Below are 22886 nucleotides of genomic sequence, written 5' to 3'. Positions count from 1 at the left end.
AGCGCTCCATTAGGTTTTCATCGCCACGCCAGGAAGCCGTTGTGACGACGGTTCAAAACGGCTTAGTTCGCTTGCTCTGGATCGTCAACGACTTTCGCCCTTTTGCGGCGAGCTGTGACGGAAAGTCCCGTCGCCGCGACCAGAAGGAAAACCATCAGCGGGCCGTCCCCGGTCCGGGCATATAGCGTTGGTGACAGGGCTGAAGGGATCGCGGCATCCAGAAAACCGGGTTCATTTAGTGGCAGTTCGGCGACAAGCTGACCACGCGGGCCGATCACCGCAGACACCCCGGTATTGGCGGCACGCAGAACCGGCAGCCCCTGCTCGATCGCCCGCATCCGCGCCTGTGCCAAATGTTGATAGGGGCCGGAAAAACTGCCGAACCACCCGTCATTGGTAATTTGCAACAGCATATCGGGGCGCTCGTCGGTGCGCGCATCCTGCGGGAACACCGCTTCATAACAGATCAGAGGCAGCGCCGTGCCAGCCACTCCAAGGTCCAGGATCACCGGACCGGGACCAGCCGAAAAACCGTTGCCATCTTCGGCCGCCAATCCCTTGAGGCCAAACCGCGCCAGAAGGGACCCAAAGGGCAGGTATTCGCCAAACGGAACAAGGTGGTGTTTGTCATAGACCTGGCGTGTTTCGCCATCGGGATCCGTCACCGAGGCCGAGTTATAGGCTTTCACCCCCTCAAACCGGCGCACGCCCGCAACCAGCACGGCATCCCCCGCCTCTGCCCGGATCACCGGCAGATCGGCTCGGGCCGCATCCAGATCCGAAGGGATTGCCGTTTCCGGCCAGACCACAAGGTCCACCCCCTTCCCGTCCCCTTTGGTCAGTTCATAGGCGCGTTGGTAGAAGGTCCAGACATGGTCAGGATGCCATTTCAGGCGCTGCGGTGCATTGGGTTGAACCAACCGAACAGTGGCACCAGTGAAATCCGGCGCAGGCAGTGAAACCGGCAGGATCAACACCACGCCTATCGCAGCCAATGCCCCCTTCTGCCCCCAATTGCCCGAGACCCGCATACTGGCCAGAGAAGCCGCCGCAAAAAACATCAGCAGATTGACCCCATGGGGGCCGACAAGTGCCAGCATTTGTCCCGGCCACCGGTCAATCAGTGTCTGAGACACCATCCCCCACGGCAATCCGGTGAAGACATAGGCCCTCAGCATTTCGGCAAGCGTCAACCACAGGACCAACGCCCACCGCCCGCCGCCAAGCCACGCCGTAAGCACCGCCGCGAGCGCCCAGAACAGGGCAAGCCCGACGGAAAGGAAGATCAGGGCAAACGGGGCTAGGATGCCGTGGCGGGCAATATCGACCAGAAACGGCTCGACGATCCAGTGCAGCACAGTCAGGAAATAGCCCGCCCCGAATGCCAACGCCCAGAGTGCCGTTGTCCGCAGATGCCTTGTGGCGGGGATCAGGCGAAAGAACAGGACCAGCCCGAGAAAGGTCAGGATCGGTTGGTTGAACGGCGCCTGCCCCAGCCCAGTAACTGCTCCCAGCACCAGGCAGATGGCAGGCATCGCCCAGCGCGGCAGCGGCCGTCCGACCGGAGATTCCGGCGCTGTCTCAGCCATCGCCATGGATGGGCAGGATGACCCGAAGGCGCTTGATCCGGCGCGGATCTGCATCGACGACCTCGAACTCAATCCCGTCGGGATGCGGCACAACCTCGCCTCGTGACGGTACGTGGCCCGCCAGCATGAAGACCAAACCGCCAAGCGTGTCGATGTCCTCTTCGTCGATCTCGTCATGATCGGTCAGCGCCTGGCCGATCACCTTTTCGAACTCATCAAGCGGCGTTCGGGCCTGCGCCAGGAACACGCCGGGTTTTTCCTCTGTCCACAGCGCATCTTCTTCGGCGTCGTGTTCATCCTCGATCTCGCCGATCACCTGTTCGATCAGGTCCTCGATCGTGACCAGCCCATCGACCCCGCCATATTCATCAATCACAAGGGCAAGGTGACGCCGTTCGGCCTGCATCTTGGCCAAAAGGACGCCAATCGGCATCGACGGTGGCACAAACAACAACGGCCGCAGCATCTTGCGCAGGGCAAACCGCTCTCCTGATCCGTTGAACCCGTGCTTGATGGCAAAATCCTTGAGGTGGACGAAGCCAAGCGGCGTGTCCAGCGTGCTTTCATAAACCGGCAGACGTGTGAATCCGCTTTGGTGAAACACCTGCACCAGATCGCTTTTGGTGATGGTGACCGGGACCGATACGATCTCGACCTTGGGAATGGCCACATCCTCGACCCGCATCCGGCGAAGGTTGATCATACCATGGGTGGCCTGCGCGGGCGCCGGGGCCACACGTTCGGGCACGTCGCGTCCCGCCTCAGCGGGACTCAGCGCCTCATAAATACGACGGAAGAAACCGCTCTTGCCTCTTTCCGAATTTCCGGGTTGCGCGCTTAGCGCTGCGCTAGAAGACCCGTCCGAACTCTCGCCCATCCTATCCTTTCCAAACCGGGGACCGCCCCGCATCATTCCCTATATGGGTCAGGAAGCCCCAATTTGCCAAGTATCGCCACCTCATGCCCTTCCATCAAAGTGGCATCCTTGTCACGAATGTGATCAAAACCCAGCAGATGCAGCGTACCATGCACCATCAGGTGAGTGACATGGTCAACCATCGGCTTGCCCGCCTCGGACGCCTCCCGCGCGCAGGTGTCATAGGCAATGGCGATGTCACCCAGTTCGCTGTCCGGACCGGGTTCAGGCAAGTCCGGCATGTCCCCGTCCGCCTCTGCCCCACGTTCCTCGTTGGGCCATGACAGAACATTGGTCGCTGTCGGTTTGGCGCGGAACTCGGTGTTGAGATCGGCAATCCTGGCATCGTCACACGCAAGAACCGCGATCTCGAACGAGACCGGGTCAAGCCCAAGGTGAGCCAGGGTTGCGGTGGCCGCAGTTTCGGCAAGTTGGGTCAGGCCAAGCCCGTCCCAGCGCTCATCTTCGATGATCGTGTCCGTCAGCATGTCGTCCCAAGCGTGACCCGAAGGTCACCCCCGCGCCCCCTTCTCGGCCATCATGCGCTGGCTGTCGGCGTCATAGGCTTCGATGATCGCGGCCACCAGCGGGTGGCGCACCACATCCTTGGCGGTGAAGTAGTTGAAGCTGATATCCGGGATCGACCCCAACAGCCGTTCCGCATCAGCCAGCCCCGATGGCACCCCGCGCGGCAGGTCGACCTGGCTGCGGTCACCGGTGATGACCATGCGGCTGCCTTCACCCAACCTGGTCAAAAACATTTTCATCTGCATGGTGGTGGCGTTCTGCGCCTCGTCAAGAACGACGAAGGCATTGGACAGGGTGCGCCCACGCATGAAGGCCAGTGGCGCGATCTCGATCCGCTTTTCTTCAATCAGCTTGGCGGTTTGCTTCCCCGGTAGAAAGTCGTTCAGCGCATCGTAAAGTGGCTGCATGTAGGGATCGACCTTGTCCTTCATGTCACCGGGCAGATAGCCCAGCTTTTCGCCCGCCTCGACAGCCGGGCGCGACAGAATGATACGGTCGACATGGCCGCCAATGAACATGCTGACACCCACAGCCACCGCAAGATAGGTCTTTCCGGTCCCAGCCGGGCCGATCCCGAATGCCAGTTCATTGTTGAACAGCGACTGGACATAGGCCTTTTGCGCATCGGTCCGCGGCTCGACCAGCTTCTTGCGGGTCTTGATCTCGACCTTGCCGCCCTTGAACATTTCAAGCTGGTCGCCATCCCGGACGCCGGTGCCATCATCCGACCCACCCATGCGAATCTCGCGATCGATATCACCGCGCTCGACGGACTTGCCGGTTTCCAGCCGTTCATAAAGAGATTGCAGCACCTCCACCGCCTCGGCGCGCGCGGCGTCCTCGCCGTGAATCACAAGCTGATTGCCTCGGCGCACGATCTGAACACCCAGTTTCTGCTCAATTTCGGCGAGGTTGCGGTCGTATTCTCCGCACAGGTCGATCAGCAAACGGTTTTCCGGGAATTCCAGCATGGTTTCGGATGGAATTTCGGAAGCGGGCGGTGGGGTCAATGCGCCAATGGCCAATCAGGTCTCCTGTGCAAAAACGAGTCTCTTGGTGAAAGGGTGCCAAGTCGCGCCGCAAGGCGCAAGCGCTGGCTGGTCACTTTTCATCAAACAATTACAAAAAAGCCGCGCATCCCGTGATGCGCGGCTTTTTGAACAGGCAGTCTGCACAATCAGATCGGATCGGTGACCGGCGTCCCCTTGTTGTATGGCCCCGTGGCCACCCCCGGAGGCGCCACGCCCGAGCAGACCGGCTTGCCGTACTTGTCGTAGCGGCGCATCCAGTAGCCTTCGGCGCCATCGTCGATCAACCACGTGTCGCAGCCGTCCGGGTCAACGAGGATCCCGGCCTTCAGTGTCGACAGGTGTTTGCTGTCGATGAAGCGGTCAACCGTTTTGTCCTGTTTTTCACCACAAGCCGCGACAAGCGCGCCAGCGGTGACGAGAAGAGCGATTTTTCCAAATGTCATGGTCTTGTCCCTTCTCAACGGAAGCACAGGATTTCAACGCGGCGGTTCTTCGCCATGTTTGCCGCGCTGGTATTGGGCACAGCAGGTTTGCGTTCACCATAGCCGCGAACGTCGATGATGCGGGCGCCGGTGGACTTGCCGATCTTGGCGACCGAATTCGCGCGGTTCAGCGACAGGCGCATGTTGTATTCATCCGAGGCGCGGCTGTCGGTGTGGCCGATCACCGAAAACGCAAACGCGTCCGACTCCTTGAAGAACTTTTCCAGCCGGGCCCGGCCCGACGCATTGATGCGATAGCTGTCTGTCTTGAAGAATTGGTCGGTGTTCACCACACCACACACGTTCACGTCGTGACAGACCGGTGTTCCGTCTCGGCGGATGCGGTTTTCACCATAGCCTTCCCAGCCATCGTCCATCACCCAATGTTCACATCCATCCGGGTCGATCCAGATCGTGGGCACGTATTTCTTGCCCTTGATCGTGCGCGTGTTCTGGGCGCTCGCACCGTCAGCAGTGGCAGCAAGCAAAAGGCCAACAGCCGCCACCGCGCCAGCGGCACTTCTGAGTGCCTTAATAATTCCTTTGGACACAGTCAAATCCTCTGCCTATCCCCCGGGCGCACGCGGCAAAAAACCGGCACGCCAGGACGCCCCCACAATGCGAGCGAGTTTAGCAAATGCGGGAAAGTTGTGAAGAAATAATAACAAGATACAGTGTTTTTGACGCCAAATTTTTGCCACAACGCGGCTCATTTGGAGACGACTTTATCCGTTCCCGCGACAAAGCATCCGGCCGCTTGGTAATTGTTTCTGGAACCTGGATCAGTCCGTCACAATCTCGCCACGAAGGGAATTCGGACCGCTCTCAACGATTCTCACCTCGGCAATCTCGCCCACGGCGGCGCCACGGGCTTCCACGTGGACGGCATGAAGGTGATCGGATTTGCCCACCAGTTGCCCGTCAAGCCGACCCGGTTTCTCGAACAGGACGCCGACATTTCGGCCGACCATGCTGTCCTTAATCTCGCGCTGCTGCTTCGTGATCAGCGCCTGCAGGCGATAGAGACGCTCGGTCGCAACAACATCGTCAACCTGCGCACGTTCGGCCGCCGGCGTGCCGGGCCGGGTGGAGTATTTGAAACTGAAGGCCTGACCGTATTTGACCTCTTCGATCAGGGCCATCGTGTCTTCGAAATCCTGGTCGGTTTCTTCGGGGAAACCGACAATAAAGTCACCCGAGATCAGGATGTCGGGCCGCGCGGCGCGGATCCGTTCGATCAGACGGAGATAGCTGTCACGGTCATGGCTACGGTTCATGCGCTTCAGAATGCGGTCGCTGCCCGACTGGACCGGGAGGTGCAGATAAGGCATCAGCTTCTCGCATTCGCCGTGGGCCGCGATCAGGTCGTCGGTCATGTCGTTGGGGTGGCTGGTGGTAAACCGGATGCGCGCCAGCCCGTCGATCTCGTTCAGCCCCCAGATCAGCTGCGCCAGCGACCAGTCGCCATCTGGCCCGGCACCGTGATAGGCGTTCACGTTCTGACCCAGAAGTGTGATTTCGCGCACGCCGCGCTCAACCAGATCACGTGCCTCGGTCAGGATGCGGTCGACCGGGCGGCTGACCTCGGCACCGCGTGTATATGGCACCACGCAGAAGGCGCAGAATTTGTCACATCCTTCCTGCACCGTCAGAAAGGCGGTCGGGCCGCGCTTGGCCTTGGGGCGGGATTTCAGCCGCTCAAACTTGTCCTCTTCGGGGAAGTCGGTATCCAGCGCCTTTTCCCCGGCGCGGGCCTTGGCCTCCATCTCGGGCAGGCGGTGATAGGCCTGCGGCCCGACAACCAGATCGACAAGCGGCTGACGGCGCATGATCTCTTCACCCTCGGCCTGCGCGACGCAGCCCGCCACGCCGATCTTGAGGTCCGGCTTCTCGGCCTTCAACCCCTTGAAGCGGCCCAGTTCGGAATAGACCTTTTCCGCCGCCTTCTCGCGGATGTGGCAGGTGTTGAGCAGGATCATGTCCGCGTCATCGGGGCTGTCGGTTTCGACATAGCCAGACCCACCCATGGCCTCGGCCATGCGCTCGCTGTCATAGACATTCATCTGACAGCCATAGGTCTTGATATACAGCTTTTTCTGATCGCCCATCGGCCCCGCTCCGGTCTCATATTCAGGGCGCCTGACTACATCAAAACCGACATGGCTTGCAATGCGGGTCGTTTTCGCCAAGTGTTGGGGCGGGCAGAGCAAAAGACATCATGCAATACAAATCCGTTAATGACTTTGTTTCCAATGGGAAAATCGCGCTGGCCAAAGGGCCGGTCGCGCTGATTTTCGCCGAGGACGAAACCGAGACCGACAGCACGCTGCGTCACCACCTGTCGCTTGGCTTTGCCTCTGTGTGCCTGTTCGCCCCAAAAGCGTTCGCGGTGTCCGCCGATCTGCAAGACGGCATTGCCCGGATCGACATGGCCCATGTTGGCACGGCATCAGCGGTTCAGACCATCAATGCCGTTGCAAGGTCAGCGCAGCCCGGCACGTGGTTCTATTACTGTTTCAACGCCGAATACCTGTTCTTTCCGTTCTGCGAGACTCGCACCGTTGGCGAAATGCTGACCTTTCATGTCGAGGAACGGCGCGATGCGATGCTGACCTATGTGGTCGATCTCTATGCCGGCGACCTCGATGCCCATGCCAATGCGGTCTCGATCGAGGATGCGATGATGGACCGGTCGGGATACTACGCATTGGCCCGCAAGGATGCGGCCAACCACGACCACCCGAAGGAACGGCAACTGGACTTTTACGGCGGCCTGCGGTGGCGTTTCGAGGAACACGTCCCCGAGGCACGGCGACGGATCGACCGGGTTTCGTTGTTCCGCGCGCGGCCCGACCTGACCTTGCGCGATGACTTCACTTTCGACGACGAGGAATACAACACCTATGCCTGCCCCTGGCACAACAACCTGACCGCAGCGATCTGTTCGTTCCGCACGGCAAAAGCACTGAAACGCAACCCCGGAAGCCGGTATGACGTCACCGATTTCCGCTGGCACAATTCCGTGCCTTTCGAATGGCATTCCCGGCAATTGCTGGATCTTGGCCTGATGGAGCCCGGCCAATGGTTTTGACACCAACCCTGCCCCGCCTGCTAGCGGTCGCGGCAAGCGTAATCCTTGTGTCCTGCACCCAGCCACCGCTGGATGCTCCGCGAGAGGTCACGCGGTTCAACATCGTCGATGGCAGCCCCTACGATGGGCGCAAGGTCTCTGTGGCCCAAGACAGGAACCAGTCGGTTTACTTCGACCTGACCGAAGGCCGCGACGCCCTTGGCGCGCGGATGAACATGATCGGCAATGCCCGCAAGACCATTGACGTGTCTACATTTCTTATCAAGCCGGACACCGCAGGCCGTCTGTTTGCCGCAAAGCTGATTGAAGCGGCCGACCGCGGGGTGCGGGTACGGCTTTTGATCGACGATGTGTTCACCACAACGCGCGACAGCGATCTTGCCCTTGTGGACGCGCATGAGAACATCGAAGTGCGGATGTTCAACCCGTCCGCCCGCGGCGTTCCCAAGGCGTTGGCTTTCCCGTTCGATTTCAAACGGCTGAACCGCCGGATGCACAACAAGATGTTCGTGGTCGATAATGCGATGGCCATCATTGGCGGACGCAATATCGCGGACGAGTATTATCAACTCGACACTTCGGCGGTATTCGCGGATTTCGAGATTTTCACCGCCGGGCCCGATGCCGCAAAGCTGGGCGGTTTGTTCGACACGTTCTGGAATGACAAATACGCCGTGCCGCTGGACATGATCGTCACTGATACCGCACGGCGCCGCGCGGACGCGCAATTCGTGGACTGGGATGTGGATGCCCACCCCGAGGAACGGGCGGCCTATCGCGACGCGCTTGCCTCGCCCTACCTCAAGCGCATTCTGAACGGTTCGGAAAAACCGCATTTCGGCAAGGCCTGGATCATCACCGATCCACCGCAGAAGCTGCGCAATCCGGTGGCCGAGGGTCCGCATGCAATTGCAAACGCCCTGTTTACCGAGATGAAGCATGCCAAACGGGAAGTTGTCATGCTGACACCCTATTTCGTGCCGGAAGACTATGGCGTGAAGTTCTACAAAAGCCTGGTGGACAGCGGAATCCGGGTGCGCATCGTCACCAATTCTCTGGCGGCTAACAATCACCCCTATGTCCATGGCGGCTATCAGCCCTATCGCAAGGACCTGCTTCAGGCCGGTGTCGAGCTTTACGAGGTGCGCGCAGATGTGCCCGAATTGCTGGGCGTCGATGATGACGGTGTCGGGCCGGACAAGCTGACGATGCATTCAAAGATGGGTATCATTGACAATGACAAGGTGTTTGTCGGGTCGCTGAACCTCGATCCGCGCGCGATCAAGCTGAACACCGAACATGGCATGATGATCCATAGCCCGTCGCTGGCCCGAGCGCTGCGCGGCAACATCGACAGCGCCCTGCGCAACTATGCGTATCGTGTCGATCTGGACGAGAACGGCAACCTGGTCTGGGACTATTTCGGTTTCGGCAAGGCGGAAAGGCGGCTGTCGGAACCTCAGGCAACCGGTTTCCAGAAATTGATCGCCAATATCACTGATCTGCTTGGTGTCGAGTTGCAGCTCTAGGCTTGCACCAGCACCGCGCCCCTGCGCCCGCCTGCCTCGACCAGTTCATGGGCGCGCGCGGTTTCGGCCAGTGGCACGATCTCTTGCACCGGGCAGGTCAGCGCGCCCTCGGTCAATGCCTTATGCAGAAGAGTGATCGCCGCCGCGCGCGGTCCATCGGGCAGGATATAGATCAGCACGATATCCAGCTTCAGCGCCTTGAACAGCATAGGGCCAAAAGGAAGGGTCGGTGTCATGTCCTTGGCTGATCCATAGATTGCAACGGTGCTATTGGGAGCCATCACCTCGGCCAGAAGCGCGGCGTTGGGGCCGAACTCGACTTCGACGCCACGGTCAATCGGGGCCCCGTCATTGGCCGCAATGATCTGTTCAGCAAGGTCAGGCGCACGGTAGTCCAGCACATGCGCCGCGCCTGCCGCGCGGACCCGGTCGGCATCGCGCGGGCTGGCCGTCGCGATAACCTTGGCTCCGCCCCAGGCAGCCAGTTGCACCGCCAAATGGCCCACGGTCCCAGCACCGCCGCTGACGAGCAGCGTTTTGCCCGAAACATCGCCGCCGCCAAAAACGCATTGCGCCGCCGTCAGCCCGGGAATGCCCAGCACCGCGCCTGTTTCAAGCGATACGTCGTCCGGCAAGGCCACTGCCTGCGCCTGCGGTAGCGCGACGTACTCAGCCGCCGTGCCAAACGGACGCTGCCACTGGCCATTCCAGATCCAGACCCGTTCGCCGATACGTGCCGGGTCAACCCCTGTGCCCACAGCCTCGATCACGCCTGATCCGTCGGAATGCGGCACGATTTGTGGAAACGGTGGGGTCGTGACACCGGGCCGCGCGCCACCCCGCGCCTTGACGTCCGACGGGTTCACCCCAGAGAAGGCCACCCGCACCAACACTTCACCGGCTGCGGGAACCGGTGTTTCGACATCGGCAAGCGTCAGGACTTCAGCCGCCGGGCCAAAACGGTCGTAGGTTATGGCTTTCATGGAAACCCTCAGTTGTTCGGGATCAATACTCAGGCGCGGCGCAGCCGGATCACCACATCGACCTTGGCGACCTCGGCCCCTTCGGGGGCATCCGGCAACCGGGCGATCTTCAGCTGGTCCGCCGGCGCATCCGTCAGCACGCGGTCGTCTTCCCAGAAGAAATGCGGGTGGTCATGGGTGTTGGTGTCAAAATAGCTTTTGGTGCCATCGACCGTGATTTCCTGCATCAAATCGGCATCGCAGAAAGCACGCAACGTATTGTAGATCGTCGCCAGCGACACGCTCTCGCCCCGGTCGCGCACCTCGGCGAACAGGCTTTCGGCGGTCACGTGCCGATCCTTGCCGTCCCCCACAAGAAGCGACGCCAGCACCACGCGCTGCCGCGTCGGGCGCAGCCCGCCCTTGGCCAGCCAATCGCTTCCTATCGAGATCGCATCCGGTGTCATAAGCGCCCCATCTGGTGTTCGACACTGAATATAATGTGCAAATGCTGCATGTTTCAAACGGAAATCCCAAGGAATTCCCAGCGACCTGACGCTCCGTCCCGTATCACAACCCGCCCGCCAGCACTCTTGCAGGACCCTTTGAGGCGGTGTTACAGGGTGAAAGACAATGAAAGATTTCGTGAGGTGAGCCCCCCATGGCCGACTATCCAACCAGCTTCGACAAAGAGGACCTGCTGAAATGCGCCCGTGGCGAATTGTTCGGGCCGGGCAACGCCCAGCTGCCCGCGCCGCCGATGCTGATGATGGACCGGATTACCGATATCTCGGGCGACGGTGGCGCACATGGCAAGGGTCACGTTCTGGCCGAGTTCGATATCACTCCCGACCTGTGGTTCTTCGATTGCCACTTCCCCGGCAACCCGATCATGCCCGGCTGTCTGGGTCTTGATGGGTTGTGGCAACTGACCGGCTTCAACCTCGGCTGGCGCGGCTGGCAGGGGCGCGGTTATGCGCTGGGTGTCGGCGAAGTCAAACTGACCGGCATGGTCCGCCCCGACCGCAAGATGCTGACCTACAAGATCGACTTCACCAAGGCCATCCAGACCCGCCGCCTGACCATGGGCGTCGCCGACGGCATCGTCGAGGCGGACGGAGAAGTCATCTATCAGGTCAGGGACATGAAAGTCGCACTCAGCGAAAGCTGATCGCCTCGGGTCACAAACCAAATCTCAGACAGGAGTGCGCACATGCGTCGCGTCGTAGTAACCGGACTGGGGATTGTCTCGTCCATCGGAAACAATGCCGAAGAGGTCACCGCCTCATTGAAAGCAGGCAAGTCGGGGATCGTCGCCAGTGACGAGATGGCCGAACATGGCTTTCGCAGCCAGATTGCAGGCACACTCAAGATTGACACCAAGGAACACATCGACAAGCGCACATTGCGGTTCATGGGTGACGGGGCGGCCTATGCCTATATCGCGATGCAGCAGGCGATCGCGGATGCCGGGCTGACCGAAGATCAGATCGTCAACGAGCGCACCGGCCTTGTGGCCGGGTCTGGCGGCCCCTCGACCAGCGCCATGCTGACCGCGCATCAGACCGTGCTGTCCACCGGCGCGACCAAGCGGATCGGACCGTTTGCCGTGCCGAAATGCATGTCCTCGACGATCTCGGCGAACCTGGCGACAGCGTTCAAGATCAAGGGCATCAACTATTCCATCACTTCGGCCTGCTCGACCTCGCTGCATTGCATCGGCAACGCGGCAGAGCAGATCATGATGGGCAAGCAGGACGTGATGTTCGCAGGCGGCGGCGAGGAACTGGACTGGACCCTTTCGTGCCTGTTCGACGCGATGGGTGCGATGTCGTCGAAATACAATGACACACCCGAAAAAGCCTCGCGTGCGTTTGATGAAAACCGCGACGGGTTCGTGATCTCGGGCGGCGGCGGCATTGTGGTTCTGGAAGACCTTGACCATGCGCTGGCGCGCGGGGCCAAGATCTATGCCGAGGTCACGGGCTTTGCCGCCACTTCGGACGGCCATGACATGGTGGCCCCGTCGGGTGAAGGCGGTGAGAGGGCGATGCGTCTGGCGCTGCAATCGCTGCCCGAGGGCCGCAAGGTCGGTTACATCAATGCCCACGGCACATCGACTCCTGTTGGCGACGTGGGCGAGGTCGAGGCCGTGCGTCGCGTCTTCGGCGACACCCATCCGCCGATCTCGTCGACCAAATCCATGACCGGCCACGCGCAGGGGGCCGCCGGTGCGCTTGAGGCGATTTTCTGCCTTCTGATGCTGGATCAGGACTTCATCACACCGTCGATCAATGTCGAAACCCTTGATCCAGCGATCAATGAGGGCGAAATTGCAACGGCTTTTGTGGAGAATGCGGGGCTGGACTCGGTCATGACGAACTCGTTCGGGTTTGGCGGCACCAACGGGTCGATGATCCTGTCGAAATACAAAGGCTAAGCGAGAAGGGAGAAGGCGCATGTCGGACCTGTTGAAAGGCAAACGCGGGCTGGTGATGGGCGTGGCCAATGACCGCTCGATCGCGTGGGGCATTGCCAAGGCCATGCACGAGGCCGGGGCGGAACTGGCCTTTACTTATCAGGGTGAGGCGTTCGGCAAGCGCCTTGAACCGCTGGCGGCAAGCGTCGGCAGCGATTTCATGGTCGATGTCGATGTAACCGACGATGAGTCCCTTGACCGGGCGTTCGAGGAATTGGGCGCGCGCTGGCCCACCATCGACTTTCTCGTCCACGCCATTGCCTATTCCGACAAGAATGAGCTGACCGGCCGGTTCATCGACACCAGCCGGGCGAATTTCAAGAATTCGCTTGATATCTCTGCCTACTCGCTGATCGAGGTCAGCCGCCGGGCATATCCCCTGATGAAGGACAACGGCGGTACGATCCTGACCCTGACCTATCAGGGGTCGAACCGGGTGACGCCGTTCTACAACGTCATGGGCGTCGCCAAGGCCGCACTTGAGGCGGCGACGCGATACCTCGCCAATGACCTTGGGCCTGACGGCATCCGCGTGAACGCAATCTCGCCCGGTCCGATGAAGACGCTGGCGGGCGCGGCGATCGGCGGTGCGCGCAAGACCTACAAGCACACCGACCAGAACGCGCCGATGCGGTCGAACGCGACGCTTGAGGCGGTGGGCGGCACAGCGGTCTATCTGGCGTCGGATGCTGGCTGCTATACCACGGGTGAGATCATCCGCGTCGATGGCGGCTATCACGTGCTTGGCATGCCGCAGCCGGAAAACATCTGATCGGTCTGGAAGAAATTGAAAAGGCGCCGGATTGCTCTGGCGCCTTTTTTCAGCCTTTGGCCGCTGCCTCAAGTGCAGCCGCGTCCGGGGTCATCAATCCCAGAACCGCGCCACCAGGATCCTTGAGGATCGCGATTCTCCCTGTGCCCGGAATGTCGAACGGCGCGCGGATCACTTCACCACCCGCCTCTGCCGTCGCCTTGGCCGCCGCATCGACGTCATCCACGGCAAAATAAGTCATCCAATGGGCGGGAACCTGGGCAAGATGCTCCATACCGGGCATCTTTTCCATTCCGGTCATGTCCATCATGCCGGTGATCATCGTACCGTGCGCCTTGCCGATATAATAAGTACCGTCATCACCCATGGGCATCTGGTCGATCTCCCATCCGCAGGTCTTCGTGTAGTAATCCAGCGCACCCTTGATGTCGCGAGTCATCAACTCGCTCCACCAGACCATTCCATGTGTCTTTGACATCCAACTTCTCCCTGAAAATAACTGAGAGCAGTATGCCACGATTCTCAAACAGAACAAAACAGAAACATTTTCCTGAAATCGGCACAAAAAACCCGCCGGCGGCAACCGGCGGGGTGTTCTGTCACTGTTTGACGGCAGAGATCAGGCGATCTCGACCAGCTCCAGCGCGAAGGTCAGGTCCTTGCCCGCCAGCGGGTGGTTGGCGTCCAGTGTCACGGTCTCGTCCGTCAGGGCAACGACGGTGACCGGGATCACCTGTCCCGTCGGGGCCTGCATCTGCAACTGGATACCCAGTTCCAACGGGATCTCGGCCGGGATCTGAGCGCGCGGCACGTCCTGTTGGGCATCGGGGTTTTTCTCGCCATAGGCGTCGGCGCAGGGGATTTCGACCGTTTTCTTGTCACCCACCGACATGCCGGTCACACCAGCGTCGAAGCCTGGGATTACCTGGCCCGAGCCAAGGGTAAACTCCAGCGGATCACGCCCTTCTGACGAGTCGAACACCGAGCCGTCCGAAAGTGTGCCGGTATAGTGGATGCGGACGGTATCGCCCGATTTTGCAACAGTCATATCTAGTCCAATTCTGGTTCACGGAACCGGCCTCTTGACCGGCGATAAAGGCGGCACACTATGTCGATGCGGCATGGAATGCAAATCCACCGGCTTTCCCCCTTGGATAGGCCTGCGCAAGGTGCAACACTACGCGGGCTTCGGGAGGGCGACATGACGATCACAACCTGTATTTTTGACGCTTACGGCACGCTGTTTGACGTCTCCGCCGCCGCACGAGAGGCCGCCGCCGAACCGGGGCGCGACGCGCTGGCGCAGAAGTGGCTGGAACTGGCGAACGCCTGGCGGTTGAAACAATTGCAATATACCTGGCTGCGCGCGATCACCGATGCCCATACTGACTTCTGGGATGTTACCCGGGACGGGCTGGACTGGGCGCTTGAGGCCACTGGGCTGAATGGTGACCCCGACCTGCGCGAACGCCTGCTGCAACTTTACTGGGAGCTGTCGGCCTACCCCGAGGTCCCGAACATGCTGGCGGCCCTGAAACAGCGGGGGTTGAACACGGCAATCCTGTCCAACGGGTCGCCCGACATGCTGGACGGGGCGGTTCAATCCGCGGGCATCGGCGCATTTCTGGACGATGTCCTCAGCGTCGAGGACGTCGGCATCTTCAAGCCGGCCCGCGTGGTTTACGACATGGTTGGCGCGCGGTTCGGCTGCACACCGGAACAGGTGCTGTTCGTCTCGTCCAACGGCTGGGATGCGGCGGGCGCAGCGGGCTATGGTTTTGTCACGGCCTGGGTCAACCGCGCGGGCGAGCCGATGGACCGCCTGCCCTGGAAACCAGGTCACGTTCTGAACGACCTCACAACCATCCCCGACATCGCAGGAGGCTGAATGCCACGTTTCATCACGACAGACGGGCTGTCGCTGCATTTCACAGATACTGGCGGCGAGGGCCTGCCGGTCATATGCCTGTCAGGTCTGACCCGCAACGGCACCGATTTCGACTATGCTGCCCCGACCCTGACGGGCACTCGGATGATTACGCTCGATTATCGCGGCAGGGGTCAGTCCGACTGGGCCACGGATTTCATGACCTACAACATCCTGCGCGAAGGTCAGGACGCGATCGAATTGCTGGACCACCTTGGCATCGAAAAGACCGCTGTACTTGGCACCTCGCGCGGGGGGCTGATCGGCATGATGCTGGCCGCGACACAACCGCAGCGCCTGAGCGGGCTTTGCCTTGTCGATGTCGGCCCCGTTCTGGACACGTCTGGATTGGACGTCATCATGGGCTATCTCGGGCGCAACCCGGTCTGGAAGACCCATGCCGAAGCCGCCGCCATGATCGGCAGCCGGATCGCGGGGTTCGACAACGTTCCCGCCGAACGCTGGCAGGAAGAGGTCGAAAAACACTTCATCCAGACCGGCGACGGGCTGAAGATCAACTATGACCCCAAGCTGCGCGACGCGATCCTGGCCTCGATGACCGAGTTCGCGCCGGACCTTTGGCCCCTGTTCGAGGCGGCCAAGTCGATGCCGCTGGCACTGATCCGGGGGGCGAACTCCGATCTTCTGTCGCAGGAAACCGCACAAGAAATGCAGACCCGCGCGCCCGACATGGTCTTTGCTGACGTGCCGGGCCGGGGCCATGTACCCTTCCTTGACGAGGTCGAATCCGTCGCTGCATTGACCAAGTGGCTGGGGAAGATGACATGAATATTGACATGATCCGCGCGGCAGCGAAACGACTTGATGGCCACGCCCGCAAGACGCCGTTTCTGTCGTCGCCCTTTCTGGATGAGATTGCCGGGCGGCGGGTTCTGGTGAAAGCGGAATGCCTGCAACACACCGGCAGCTTCAAGTTTCGCGGCGGCTGGTCGGCGGTCTCGGCGCTGGATGAGACGACACGCAGCCGGGGCGTGATCGCGTTTTCCTCGGGCAACCACGCCCAGGGGGTCGCGGCGGCGGCAACGGCGCATGGGGTGCCCTCAGTCATCATCATGCCCAATGACGCGCCGCGCCTGAAGATCGAGAACACCCGCGCGCTTGGGGCCGAAGTGGTGCTTTATGATCGTCCCGGCGGCGAAAGCCGCGAGGCCGTGGGTGCAGCCATAGCCGCTGACCGCGGACTGACCCTGATCAAGCCCTATGACGAACCGCAGGTCATCGCGGGACAGGGCACCACTGGCCTTGAAATCGCGGCGCAGGCCGCAGAGCTGGGCATTGATCAGGCCGAGGTTCTTGTCTGTTGCGGTGGCGGCGGGCTGACTTCCGGTGTCGCACTGGCGCTTGAAGCGGATGCGCCCGGAATGCGCATTCGTCCGGTCGAGCCCGAGGGGTTCGACGACACGGCCCGGTCGCTTCTTTCGGATCAGATTGAGCGCAACGACCGCCAGTCCGGGTCGCTCTGCGACGCGATCATCACGCCCGCGCCGGGCGACATTACCTTTCCAATCCTGAAACGACTGTGCGGACCTGGCCTTGTGGTCACGGAAAAAGAGGCGTTGCAGGCGGTCGCCCAAGCCTTCCTGCGGCTGAAGATCGTGGTCGAGCCGGGCGGCGCGGTGGCACTGGCAGCCGCCTTGTTCCACGGTGATCAACTCGACGGCGACACTGTCATCGCGGTCTGCACTGGCGGCAATGTCGACCCGGATGTCTTTGCACAGGCGCTGGCCACGTTGGAGTAACGGGAAGGGACGCCATGCAGATCATCGAAGGTGACCTGATCGCGCTGGCCAAGGCGGGCCGCTTTGACGTGATCGCGCATGGATGCAACTGTTTCTGCACCATGGGGGCTGGCATCGCCCGAGCGATCGCCGCGGCTTTTCCCCAAGCGTATGAGGCAGATCGGGCCACCGAAATGGGCAGCCGCGACAAGCTGGGTAGGTTCAGCGCAGCAGCCATTGACCCGCCCGACCGCGAGTTGACAGTTGTCAACGCCTATACACAGTACGATTTCAGCGGCCCCGGCAGGCTGGTCGACTATGATGCCGTTGCAACAGTCTTTGCCCGCATCGCCACTGCCTTTCCAACTGCCCGGATCGGTTATCCCCTGATCGGCGCAGGGCTGGCAGGCGGCGACTGGTCCCGCATTGCCCCCCTGATCGACACCGCCCTTGCCGGACGTGACCACGCGCTGGTCATTTTGCCCGGCACATCCATCCCCGGAGGATCGACATGACCCGTTTCACCATCGCTTCGTTCAACGTCAAAAACCTGATCGGCCCGGACCGCGAGTTTTACCAGTTCATGTCCTACACGCCCGAAGAATACGCGTGGAAAAAGGACTGGATGGCGAACCAGATCCTGTCGCTGGACGCCGATATCGTCGGGTTTCAGGAGATTTTCGAGGAAGACGCCCTGCGCGACGTCATCGCCGAGGCCGACCGGCGCGGCATCACTATGAATGATGCAGTCCTGCCCGAGCGCGGCACCAGCTATGCCAAGAAAGCGATTTTTCGGAAACTGGGCTACACGCCCTATTCCGACGCCGCGCTTGCATTTGCGCCCAATGCCAACGACGGCGCGCCGGGACAGAGGCGTCCGGGCCTGGCGATCCTGTCTCGGTTCGGATTCACCGAGGAACCCGAGGCGATCCAGTCCCTTCCCGCCCCCCTGCACATCCCGTTCCGCGAACTGACTGGCGAGGACGCGGGTCACTACACCGTCACCCGCCTGTCGCGGCCGATCCTGAAGGCACGCATCCCCGTCGGCGACCGCGTCATCACGGTTTTCAACTGCCACCTGAAATCGAAGTTGGGCGAATACCTGAAACCAGCGGGCAACGAGTTCGCGCCAGAACAGGACCTGACCCGCTATGATGCCTCGGGCCGCGCCATGGGTGCCCTGCGCGCCGCCGTGCGTCGCATGGCCGAAGCCTGGGTCCTGCGCCGCGCCATTCTGGATGAGCTGCGTCAGGACCGTCCGGTCATGGTGCTGGGCGATTTCAACGATGGCGAACATGCCGTCAGTTCCGAGATCATCTCGGGCGAAGTGCCATTCCGCAACTATTCCTGGATGCTGCGCCATGACGCCAAGGACTATAACGATCGCTATTCGCGGGACGAGAACCTGAAGATCACCGAAGCGGTGAACGCGGTGCATCTGACATCGGCAGAGGCGTTGTTCGTGCAGAAATCCCTGCGCGACATGGTCTATACCTCGGCTTTCAACGGCGTCTATGAAAGCATCGACCAGATTTTCCTCAGCCGTCACTTTCATCCGCAATTCGAAGGCAAAATCGGCGAGATGGAGTATTTCAGCGTGTTTAACGATCACCTTACCGATGGCAGCCATGCTGAAGCGCCCTATAACAAATTGGCCAGCGACCACGGACAGATCATGGCGCATATGCGCCTGACGCGTTAGGTATCGCGCAACAGTTTTCCTTATTCCAAGTTCGACGACCGGAGACCACGATGAAGATTGCAGACCTTGACGGCATTCGCCTGCACTACCGCGTTGATAGGGACCCTGACGGGGCGCCCGTGGTTTTTGCCAATTCTCTTGGCACCGATTTCCGGCTGTGGGATCCGATCCTGCCGCACCTGCCCGCTGGTTTGAAAATCATCCGCTATGACAAGCGCGGCCATGGACTGTCGGAATCTCCCAAAGGGCCTTACACGATGGGCGCGCTGGTGCGTGATATCGAACAGCTATTGGACTATCTGAAAGTCAAGGATGCGATGTTCGTTGGCCTGTCGATCGGCGGCTTGATCGCCCAGGGGTTGGCGGCCAAGCGGCTGGATCTTGTGCGCGCAATGGTGCTGTCCAACACTGGCGCCAAGATCGGCACGCGCGAGTTGTGGCAAGACCGGATCGACGCCATTTCCAAGGGCGGGATCGCGGCAATTTCCGAGGCCACGATGCAGCGCTGGTTCTCAAAGGATTTCCTTGCCACGCCCGAGCTTGCTCTGTGGCAGAACATGCTGGAGCGGCAACCGGCCGAGGGCTATTGCGGCTGCGGCGCGGCGATTGCGGGCACTGATTTCTATACGCCCACCGCCGCCCTGCGCCTTCCTGTTCTGGGCATCGCCGGGTCCGAGGACGGCGCCACCCCGCCCGACCTGGTGCGCGAAACCGTTGACCTTGTGCCGGGTTCGCGGTTCGAACTGATCCGCCGTGCCGGGCATCTTCCTTGCGTCGAGAAACCCGAGGAATACGCCGCGATCCTGACCGGGTTCCTGAAAGAAACCGGGCATGTCTGACATCCTTCTGGTGCATGGATCGGGGCATGGCGCGTGGTGCTGGCGCGACGTGATCCCTGCCTTGCAGGATCTTGGTCATTCGGTCCGCGCCATCGACATGCCAAGCCACGGGGAAGACAAGACGCCGCTTTCCGAGGTGACGCTGGAAAACTGCGCCGAGGCCGTAGTCGCTGGGCTGGGGGATGACACCGTGGTTGTCGGCCACAGCTGGGGTGGCTACCCGATCAGCCGCGCCGTTGATCTTGCGCCGGGCCGGGTGTCGCGGCTGATCTATCTCTGTGCCTATGTCCCGCGCGACGGGCTGTCACTGGCCGAAATGCGCCGCCTTGCCCCGCGCCAGCCCCTGCTACATGCTGTGGTGAAATCTGACGACGGGATCAGTTTCACCATCGACCCGGACAAGGTCGTCGACGTTTTCTATCACGACTGCCCGGTCGAGGCTGTGGCATTTGCCGCCCGCAACTTGTCTCCCCAGGCGATCGCGCCGCAGGAAACGCCGATTGCCCTGGGGCCGGGCTTTGCCGCCGTTCCGAAATCCTATATCCGCTGCATGGGCGATCGCACCATCCCGCCCGAGTTTCAGGTCGAGATGACCGCCGATTGGCCCACCGTCGACGTCTTCGAGATGCCGACCAGCCATTCGCCGTTCTTTTCCGATCCGGTGGGTCTTGCCCGTCTGATCGACGACATCATCTAAGGAGGCCCCATGGCCGGTTCCGTCTTTGACAGCCCCCTATATTCCAAGCTTTTTGCGCCCGGAGAGGCAGGCCGCCTGTTCACCGACACCGCCGAGGTCCGCGCCATGCTTCTAGTCGAGGGCGCTTTGGCCAAGGTTCAGGGCGAACTGGGTGTGATCCCCGAGGACAGCGCGTTCTTCATCCACCGCTCGGCGATGGAGGTGCAGATCGACCCGGCGGGTCTGGCGGCATCGGTTGGCACCAATGGCGTTCCGGTGCCGGGGCTTCTGGCCGAGTTCCGAAAGGCGATGGAAGCGCCGGACCACAGCCAGTATGTGCATTGGGGCGCGACGTCTCAGGACATTGTCGACACCGCGATGATGCTGCGCCTGCGTCAGCTTCTGGGTCTTTGTGATACCGCCCTCTCAGACGTGCTGACAGCCCTTGCCGAACGCGCCGATGCCCATGCCGCTACCCCGATGGCGGCGCGCACCTGGGGGCAGCATGCCACGGTCACGACCTTCGGCGCGCAAGTGGCGGAATGGGGTCAGCCGATGGCCGATCTGCATGATGAACTGACAAACCTCATCGCCGCCGGGCTACCGGTTTCACTGTCGGGAGCAGCGGGAACGGCAAACGCGCTGGGTCCAAAAGCGCGTGAAACCCGGGCGGCTCTGGCCAAAGCGCTTGGCCTGACCGATCCGGGGCGCTCGTGGCATGTCGATCGCGGGCCAGTGCTGCGCGTCGCAAGCTGGCTGACCCGACTGACCGTGGCGCTTGGCAAGATGGGCGAGGATGTCAGCGCGATGATGCAGACCGGCATTGGCGAGATCACGCTTGTCGGCGCGGGCGGATCCTCGACCATGCCGCAGAAACAGAACCCCGTTGCGCCATCTGCGCTGGTGACGCTTGCGCGCATGGCCACCGCGCTCAACGCCGCGCTGCAGGGGGCTGGCATGCCCCGCGCCCAGCGCGACGGGGCCGCAATGATGACCGAATGGATGAGTCTGCCGCAACTGGCCCTTGGTGCGGCGGCGGCGCTGAACCATGCCAAGGCACTGTCAGACGCAATCGCCCCGAACACCGAGGCAATGGAAGCCGCGCTTGACGGTCAGCTGGGTCTCATTCACGCCGAGGCGCTGTCGTTCGCACTGGCCAGCCGGATGCCCCGCCCTGACGCCCAGGCCACGACCAAGGCGCTGTGTCAGGAAGCCGTGAAATCGGCAACGCCACTTGACCAGCTTGTGGCGCGGGACTGGCCCGATCTCGACAGTGCGGACCTGTTCCGCCACGAGGCACAGACCGGAACGGCGGCCGACGATGCCCGCGCTTTTGCCTCCCGGGTTCGCACCGGAACCAAGGCCTGAGGGCGCTGCTTCGCAAATGTCGAAACAACTGCAAATCACCTTCATCCTGACCACGGTGGTCATCGACGCCATGGGGATCGGTTTGATCCTGCCGGTGATGCCTGACCTGATCCGGGATATCGGTGGCGGCGACATCGCCGACGCCGCCGTCTGGGGGGGCATATTGGCCACCGCCTTTGCGGTGATGCAATTCCTGTTCGGTCCGATTATCGGCAACCTCTCGGACCGCTATGGGCGCAGGCCCGTGCTTTTGGTGTCGCTTTTTGTGATGGCGCTGGACTACGTGGTGATGGCCGTCGCAGGGGCAATGTGGCTTCTGCTGCTGGGCCGGATTGTCGGAGGCATCACTGCCGCCACCCACTCGACCGCGTCGGCCTTCATCGCCGATGTCTCTGCGCCGGAAGAAAAGGACCGCAACTTCGGCCTGATAGGGGCCGCATTTGGCATCGGCTTCGTGTTGGGCCCGATTGTCGGCGGGCTTTTGGCCGAGTTCGGAACACGTGCGCCGTTCTGGGCGGCCGCCTGCCTGTCCTTTGCCAACGTGATCTTTGGCGCGCTGGTGCTGCGGGAAACCGTTACGGATGCCATCCGCCGCCCGTTTTCGTGGAAACGCGCCAACCCGCTTGGCGCGTTTCGTGCGGTTGGCAGGCTGCCCGAGTTGAAACTTCTGCTAGTCGTCTTCTTCCTCTACCAGGTGGCCGGTGCGGTCTATCCGGCGATCTGGCCCTATTTCACAACCGAGCGTTTCGGCTGGAGCCCCGGCATGATCGGCCTCTCGCTGGCGCTTTACGGTGCCGGATTCGCGCTTGTTCAGGGTCTGTTGGTCAGCCCTTCGGTGCGACGGTTCGGAGATCGCGCGACGGTGACCATTGGCCTGACCATCGAAACGGCCACGATGATTTTCCTTGCCTTCGTCTGGACCACGGCGGCGTTGTTTGCCTCGATCCCGGTCGCGGCGTTGGGGGCGATCGGCCTGCCGGCGTTGCAGGCGATCCTGTCGCGCCGGGTCCCGGATGACGCGCAGGGCGAATTGCAGGGTGTACTGGCCAGCCTGATGTCGCTGGCCACGATTGTAGCGCCTATCGCCATGACCCAGACGTTTGCCTACTTTACCCGCCCCGAGGCGCCGTTCTACCTGCCCGGCGCTCCGTTCCTGTTGTCGACAGTTCTGATGCTGGGCACTCTTGCGCTTTTCGCCAAAAGTCGCCGACGGGGATAAGGGGTCGGATTACGACACGTGATGTCTCATTCAGCCT

The 22886-nt window shown here is 61.4% G+C and carries 25 protein-coding genes and 1 riboswitch; of the genes, 14 read left to right on the top strand and 11 right to left on the bottom strand.

Annotated elements, in window-relative coordinates; genetic code table 11:
• Positions 1 to 2: 2 nt before the first annotated feature.
• A riboswitch (SAM-SAH riboswitch) is annotated at positions 3 to 51 on the bottom strand.
• Positions 52 to 62: 11 nt separating this feature from the next.
• The 7 genes from lnt to miaB all read right to left on the bottom strand — a co-directional run bounded on the left by lnt (position 63) and on the right by miaB (position 6654).
• Positions 63 to 1589, bottom strand: a complete 1527-nt coding sequence (gene lnt / locus JQ863_RS06070) for an apolipoprotein N-acyltransferase (RefSeq protein ID WP_239113218.1) — start codon at positions 1587 to 1589, stop codon at positions 63 to 65.
• Complete coding sequence (locus tag JQ863_RS06065; RefSeq protein WP_204113414.1) at positions 1582 to 2466, bottom strand: hemolysin family protein; 885 nt, start codon at positions 2464 to 2466, stop codon at positions 1582 to 1584. Before JQ863_RS06065 ends, lnt begins: the two co-directional genes overlap by 8 nt.
• A gap of 32 nt (positions 2467 to 2498) precedes the next feature.
• Entirely contained in the window at positions 2499 to 2993 is a 495-nt protein-coding gene (ybeY, locus tag JQ863_RS06060) for an rRNA maturation RNase YbeY (protein ID WP_204113413.1), read from the bottom strand.
• A 24-nt stretch (positions 2994 to 3017) separates the two neighbouring features.
• Entirely contained in the window at positions 3018 to 4058 is a 1041-nt protein-coding gene (locus JQ863_RS06055) for a PhoH family protein (protein WP_420826230.1), read from the bottom strand.
• A 152-nt stretch (positions 4059 to 4210) separates the two neighbouring features.
• The gene (locus JQ863_RS06050; RefSeq protein WP_204113412.1) at positions 4211 to 4507 is read right to left on the bottom strand and encodes a hypothetical protein; all 297 of its coding nucleotides are present in this window, start codon (positions 4505 to 4507) and stop codon (positions 4211 to 4213) included.
• A 14-nt stretch (positions 4508 to 4521) separates the two neighbouring features.
• On the bottom strand, positions 4522 to 5097 hold the full coding sequence (locus tag JQ863_RS06045) for an OmpA family protein (RefSeq protein WP_204113411.1): 576 nt from the start codon (positions 5095 to 5097) through the stop codon (positions 4522 to 4524).
• A gap of 231 nt (positions 5098 to 5328) precedes the next feature.
• Positions 5329 to 6654 carry a tRNA (N6-isopentenyl adenosine(37)-C2)-methylthiotransferase MiaB gene (miaB, locus tag JQ863_RS06040; protein WP_204113410.1) on the bottom strand — a complete coding sequence of 442 codons (1326 nt, stop codon included), beginning with the start codon at positions 6652 to 6654 and terminating at the stop codon, positions 5329 to 5331.
• A gap of 110 nt (positions 6655 to 6764) precedes the next feature.
• Here miaB and JQ863_RS06035 point away from each other — a divergent pair, with 110 nt between their 5' ends.
• Together JQ863_RS06035 and JQ863_RS06030 are read left to right on the top strand one after the other, a co-directional pair.
• On the top strand, positions 6765 to 7637 hold the full coding sequence (locus JQ863_RS06035) for a hypothetical protein (RefSeq protein WP_204113409.1): 873 nt from the start codon (positions 6765 to 6767) through the stop codon (positions 7635 to 7637).
• On the top strand, positions 7628 to 9166 hold the full coding sequence (locus tag JQ863_RS06030; protein ID WP_204113408.1) for a phospholipase D-like domain-containing protein: 1539 nt from the start codon (positions 7628 to 7630) through the stop codon (positions 9164 to 9166). The genes JQ863_RS06035 and JQ863_RS06030 overlap by 10 nt, the downstream gene beginning before the upstream one ends.
• Here the strand turns inward: JQ863_RS06030 and JQ863_RS06025 are convergent.
• Positions 9163 to 10149: an NADPH:quinone reductase gene (locus JQ863_RS06025; RefSeq protein WP_204113407.1), complete on the bottom strand. Its 987-nt coding sequence runs from the start codon at positions 10147 to 10149 to the stop codon at positions 9163 to 9165. The two genes, JQ863_RS06030 and JQ863_RS06025, sit on opposite strands and share 4 nt — an antisense overlap.
• A 29-nt stretch (positions 10150 to 10178) precedes the next feature.
• Entirely contained in the window at positions 10179 to 10595 is a 417-nt protein-coding gene (gene irr, locus JQ863_RS06020) for a Fur family transcriptional regulator Irr (RefSeq protein ID WP_204113406.1), read from the bottom strand.
• A gap of 194 nt (positions 10596 to 10789) precedes the next feature.
• Between irr and fabA the strand changes: the two genes are divergently transcribed.
• Genes fabA through JQ863_RS06005 form a run of 3 tightly spaced genes read left to right on the top strand, consistent with a single transcriptional unit; the run spans position 10790 to position 13379 of the window.
• Positions 10790 to 11299 carry a bifunctional 3-hydroxydecanoyl-ACP dehydratase/trans-2-decenoyl-ACP isomerase gene (gene fabA / locus JQ863_RS06015; protein WP_204113405.1) on the top strand — a complete coding sequence of 170 codons (510 nt, stop codon included), beginning with the start codon at positions 10790 to 10792 and terminating at the stop codon, positions 11297 to 11299.
• Between the two features lie 42 nt (positions 11300 to 11341).
• Positions 11342 to 12568: a beta-ketoacyl-ACP synthase I gene (gene fabB, locus JQ863_RS06010; protein WP_204113404.1), complete on the top strand. Its 1227-nt coding sequence runs from the start codon at positions 11342 to 11344 to the stop codon at positions 12566 to 12568.
• Positions 12569 to 12587: 19 nt separating this feature from the next.
• The gene (locus JQ863_RS06005; RefSeq protein WP_204113403.1) at positions 12588 to 13379 is read left to right on the top strand and encodes an enoyl-ACP reductase FabI; all 792 of its coding nucleotides are present in this window, start codon (positions 12588 to 12590) and stop codon (positions 13377 to 13379) included.
• A 49-nt stretch (positions 13380 to 13428) separates the two neighbouring features.
• Here the strand turns inward: JQ863_RS06005 and JQ863_RS06000 are convergent, their stop codons facing one another.
• Together JQ863_RS06000 and JQ863_RS05995 are read right to left on the bottom strand one after the other, a co-directional pair.
• On the bottom strand, positions 13429 to 13857 hold the full coding sequence (locus JQ863_RS06000) for a VOC family protein (protein ID WP_204113402.1): 429 nt from the start codon (positions 13855 to 13857) through the stop codon (positions 13429 to 13431).
• A 141-nt stretch (positions 13858 to 13998) separates the two neighbouring features.
• On the bottom strand, positions 13999 to 14427 hold the full coding sequence (locus tag JQ863_RS05995; RefSeq protein ID WP_204113401.1) for an FKBP-type peptidyl-prolyl cis-trans isomerase: 429 nt from the start codon (positions 14425 to 14427) through the stop codon (positions 13999 to 14001).
• Positions 14428 to 14580: 153 nt separating this feature from the next.
• Here JQ863_RS05995 and JQ863_RS05990 point away from each other — a divergent pair, with 153 nt between their 5' ends.
• From JQ863_RS05990 to JQ863_RS05950, 9 genes are read left to right on the top strand one after another with little or no spacing between them, the layout of a single operon-like run.
• Positions 14581 to 15267 carry a haloacid dehalogenase type II gene (locus JQ863_RS05990; protein ID WP_204113400.1) on the top strand — a complete coding sequence of 229 codons (687 nt, stop codon included), beginning with the start codon at positions 14581 to 14583 and terminating at the stop codon, positions 15265 to 15267.
• The gene (locus JQ863_RS05985) at positions 15268 to 16095 is read left to right on the top strand and encodes an alpha/beta fold hydrolase (RefSeq protein ID WP_204113399.1); all 828 of its coding nucleotides are present in this window, start codon (positions 15268 to 15270) and stop codon (positions 16093 to 16095) included. It begins immediately after the preceding gene.
• A complete protein-coding gene (locus JQ863_RS05980; protein ID WP_204113398.1) occupies positions 16092 to 17066 on the top strand; it encodes a threonine ammonia-lyase in 975 nt (324 codons plus the stop codon). The genes JQ863_RS05985 and JQ863_RS05980 overlap by 4 nt, the downstream gene beginning before the upstream one ends.
• A gap of 14 nt (positions 17067 to 17080) precedes the next feature.
• Positions 17081 to 17560 carry a macro domain-containing protein gene (locus JQ863_RS05975; protein WP_204113397.1) on the top strand — a complete coding sequence of 160 codons (480 nt, stop codon included), beginning with the start codon at positions 17081 to 17083 and terminating at the stop codon, positions 17558 to 17560.
• Positions 17557 to 18747 carry an endonuclease/exonuclease/phosphatase family protein gene (locus JQ863_RS05970; protein WP_204113396.1) on the top strand — a complete coding sequence of 397 codons (1191 nt, stop codon included), beginning with the start codon at positions 17557 to 17559 and terminating at the stop codon, positions 18745 to 18747. Before JQ863_RS05975 ends, JQ863_RS05970 begins: the two co-directional genes overlap by 4 nt.
• Before the next feature lie 50 nt (positions 18748 to 18797).
• Entirely contained in the window at positions 18798 to 19586 is a 789-nt protein-coding gene (gene pcaD, locus JQ863_RS05965) for a 3-oxoadipate enol-lactonase (protein ID WP_204113395.1), read from the top strand.
• Positions 19579 to 20283, top strand: coding sequence for an alpha/beta fold hydrolase (locus JQ863_RS05960; RefSeq protein WP_204113394.1), 705 nt, complete (start codon positions 19579 to 19581; stop codon positions 20281 to 20283). The genes pcaD and JQ863_RS05960 overlap by 8 nt, the downstream gene beginning before the upstream one ends.
• 9 nt (positions 20284 to 20292) lie before the next feature.
• Positions 20293 to 21630, top strand: a complete 1338-nt coding sequence (locus tag JQ863_RS05955; protein WP_204113393.1) for a lyase family protein — start codon at positions 20293 to 20295, stop codon at positions 21628 to 21630.
• 16 nt (positions 21631 to 21646) lie between these two features.
• A complete protein-coding gene (locus tag JQ863_RS05950; RefSeq protein WP_204113392.1) occupies positions 21647 to 22849 on the top strand; it encodes a TCR/Tet family MFS transporter in 1203 nt (400 codons plus the stop codon).
• Positions 22850 to 22886: the final 37 nt, after the last annotated feature.

The organism is Shimia biformata (assembly GCF_016888515.1).
Lineage (GTDB): Bacteria > Pseudomonadota > Alphaproteobacteria > Rhodobacterales > Rhodobacteraceae > Shimia_A > Shimia_A biformata.
The sequence above is the reverse complement of the archived record's forward strand: the minus strand, read 5'-3'. Positions and strand labels throughout refer to the sequence as shown.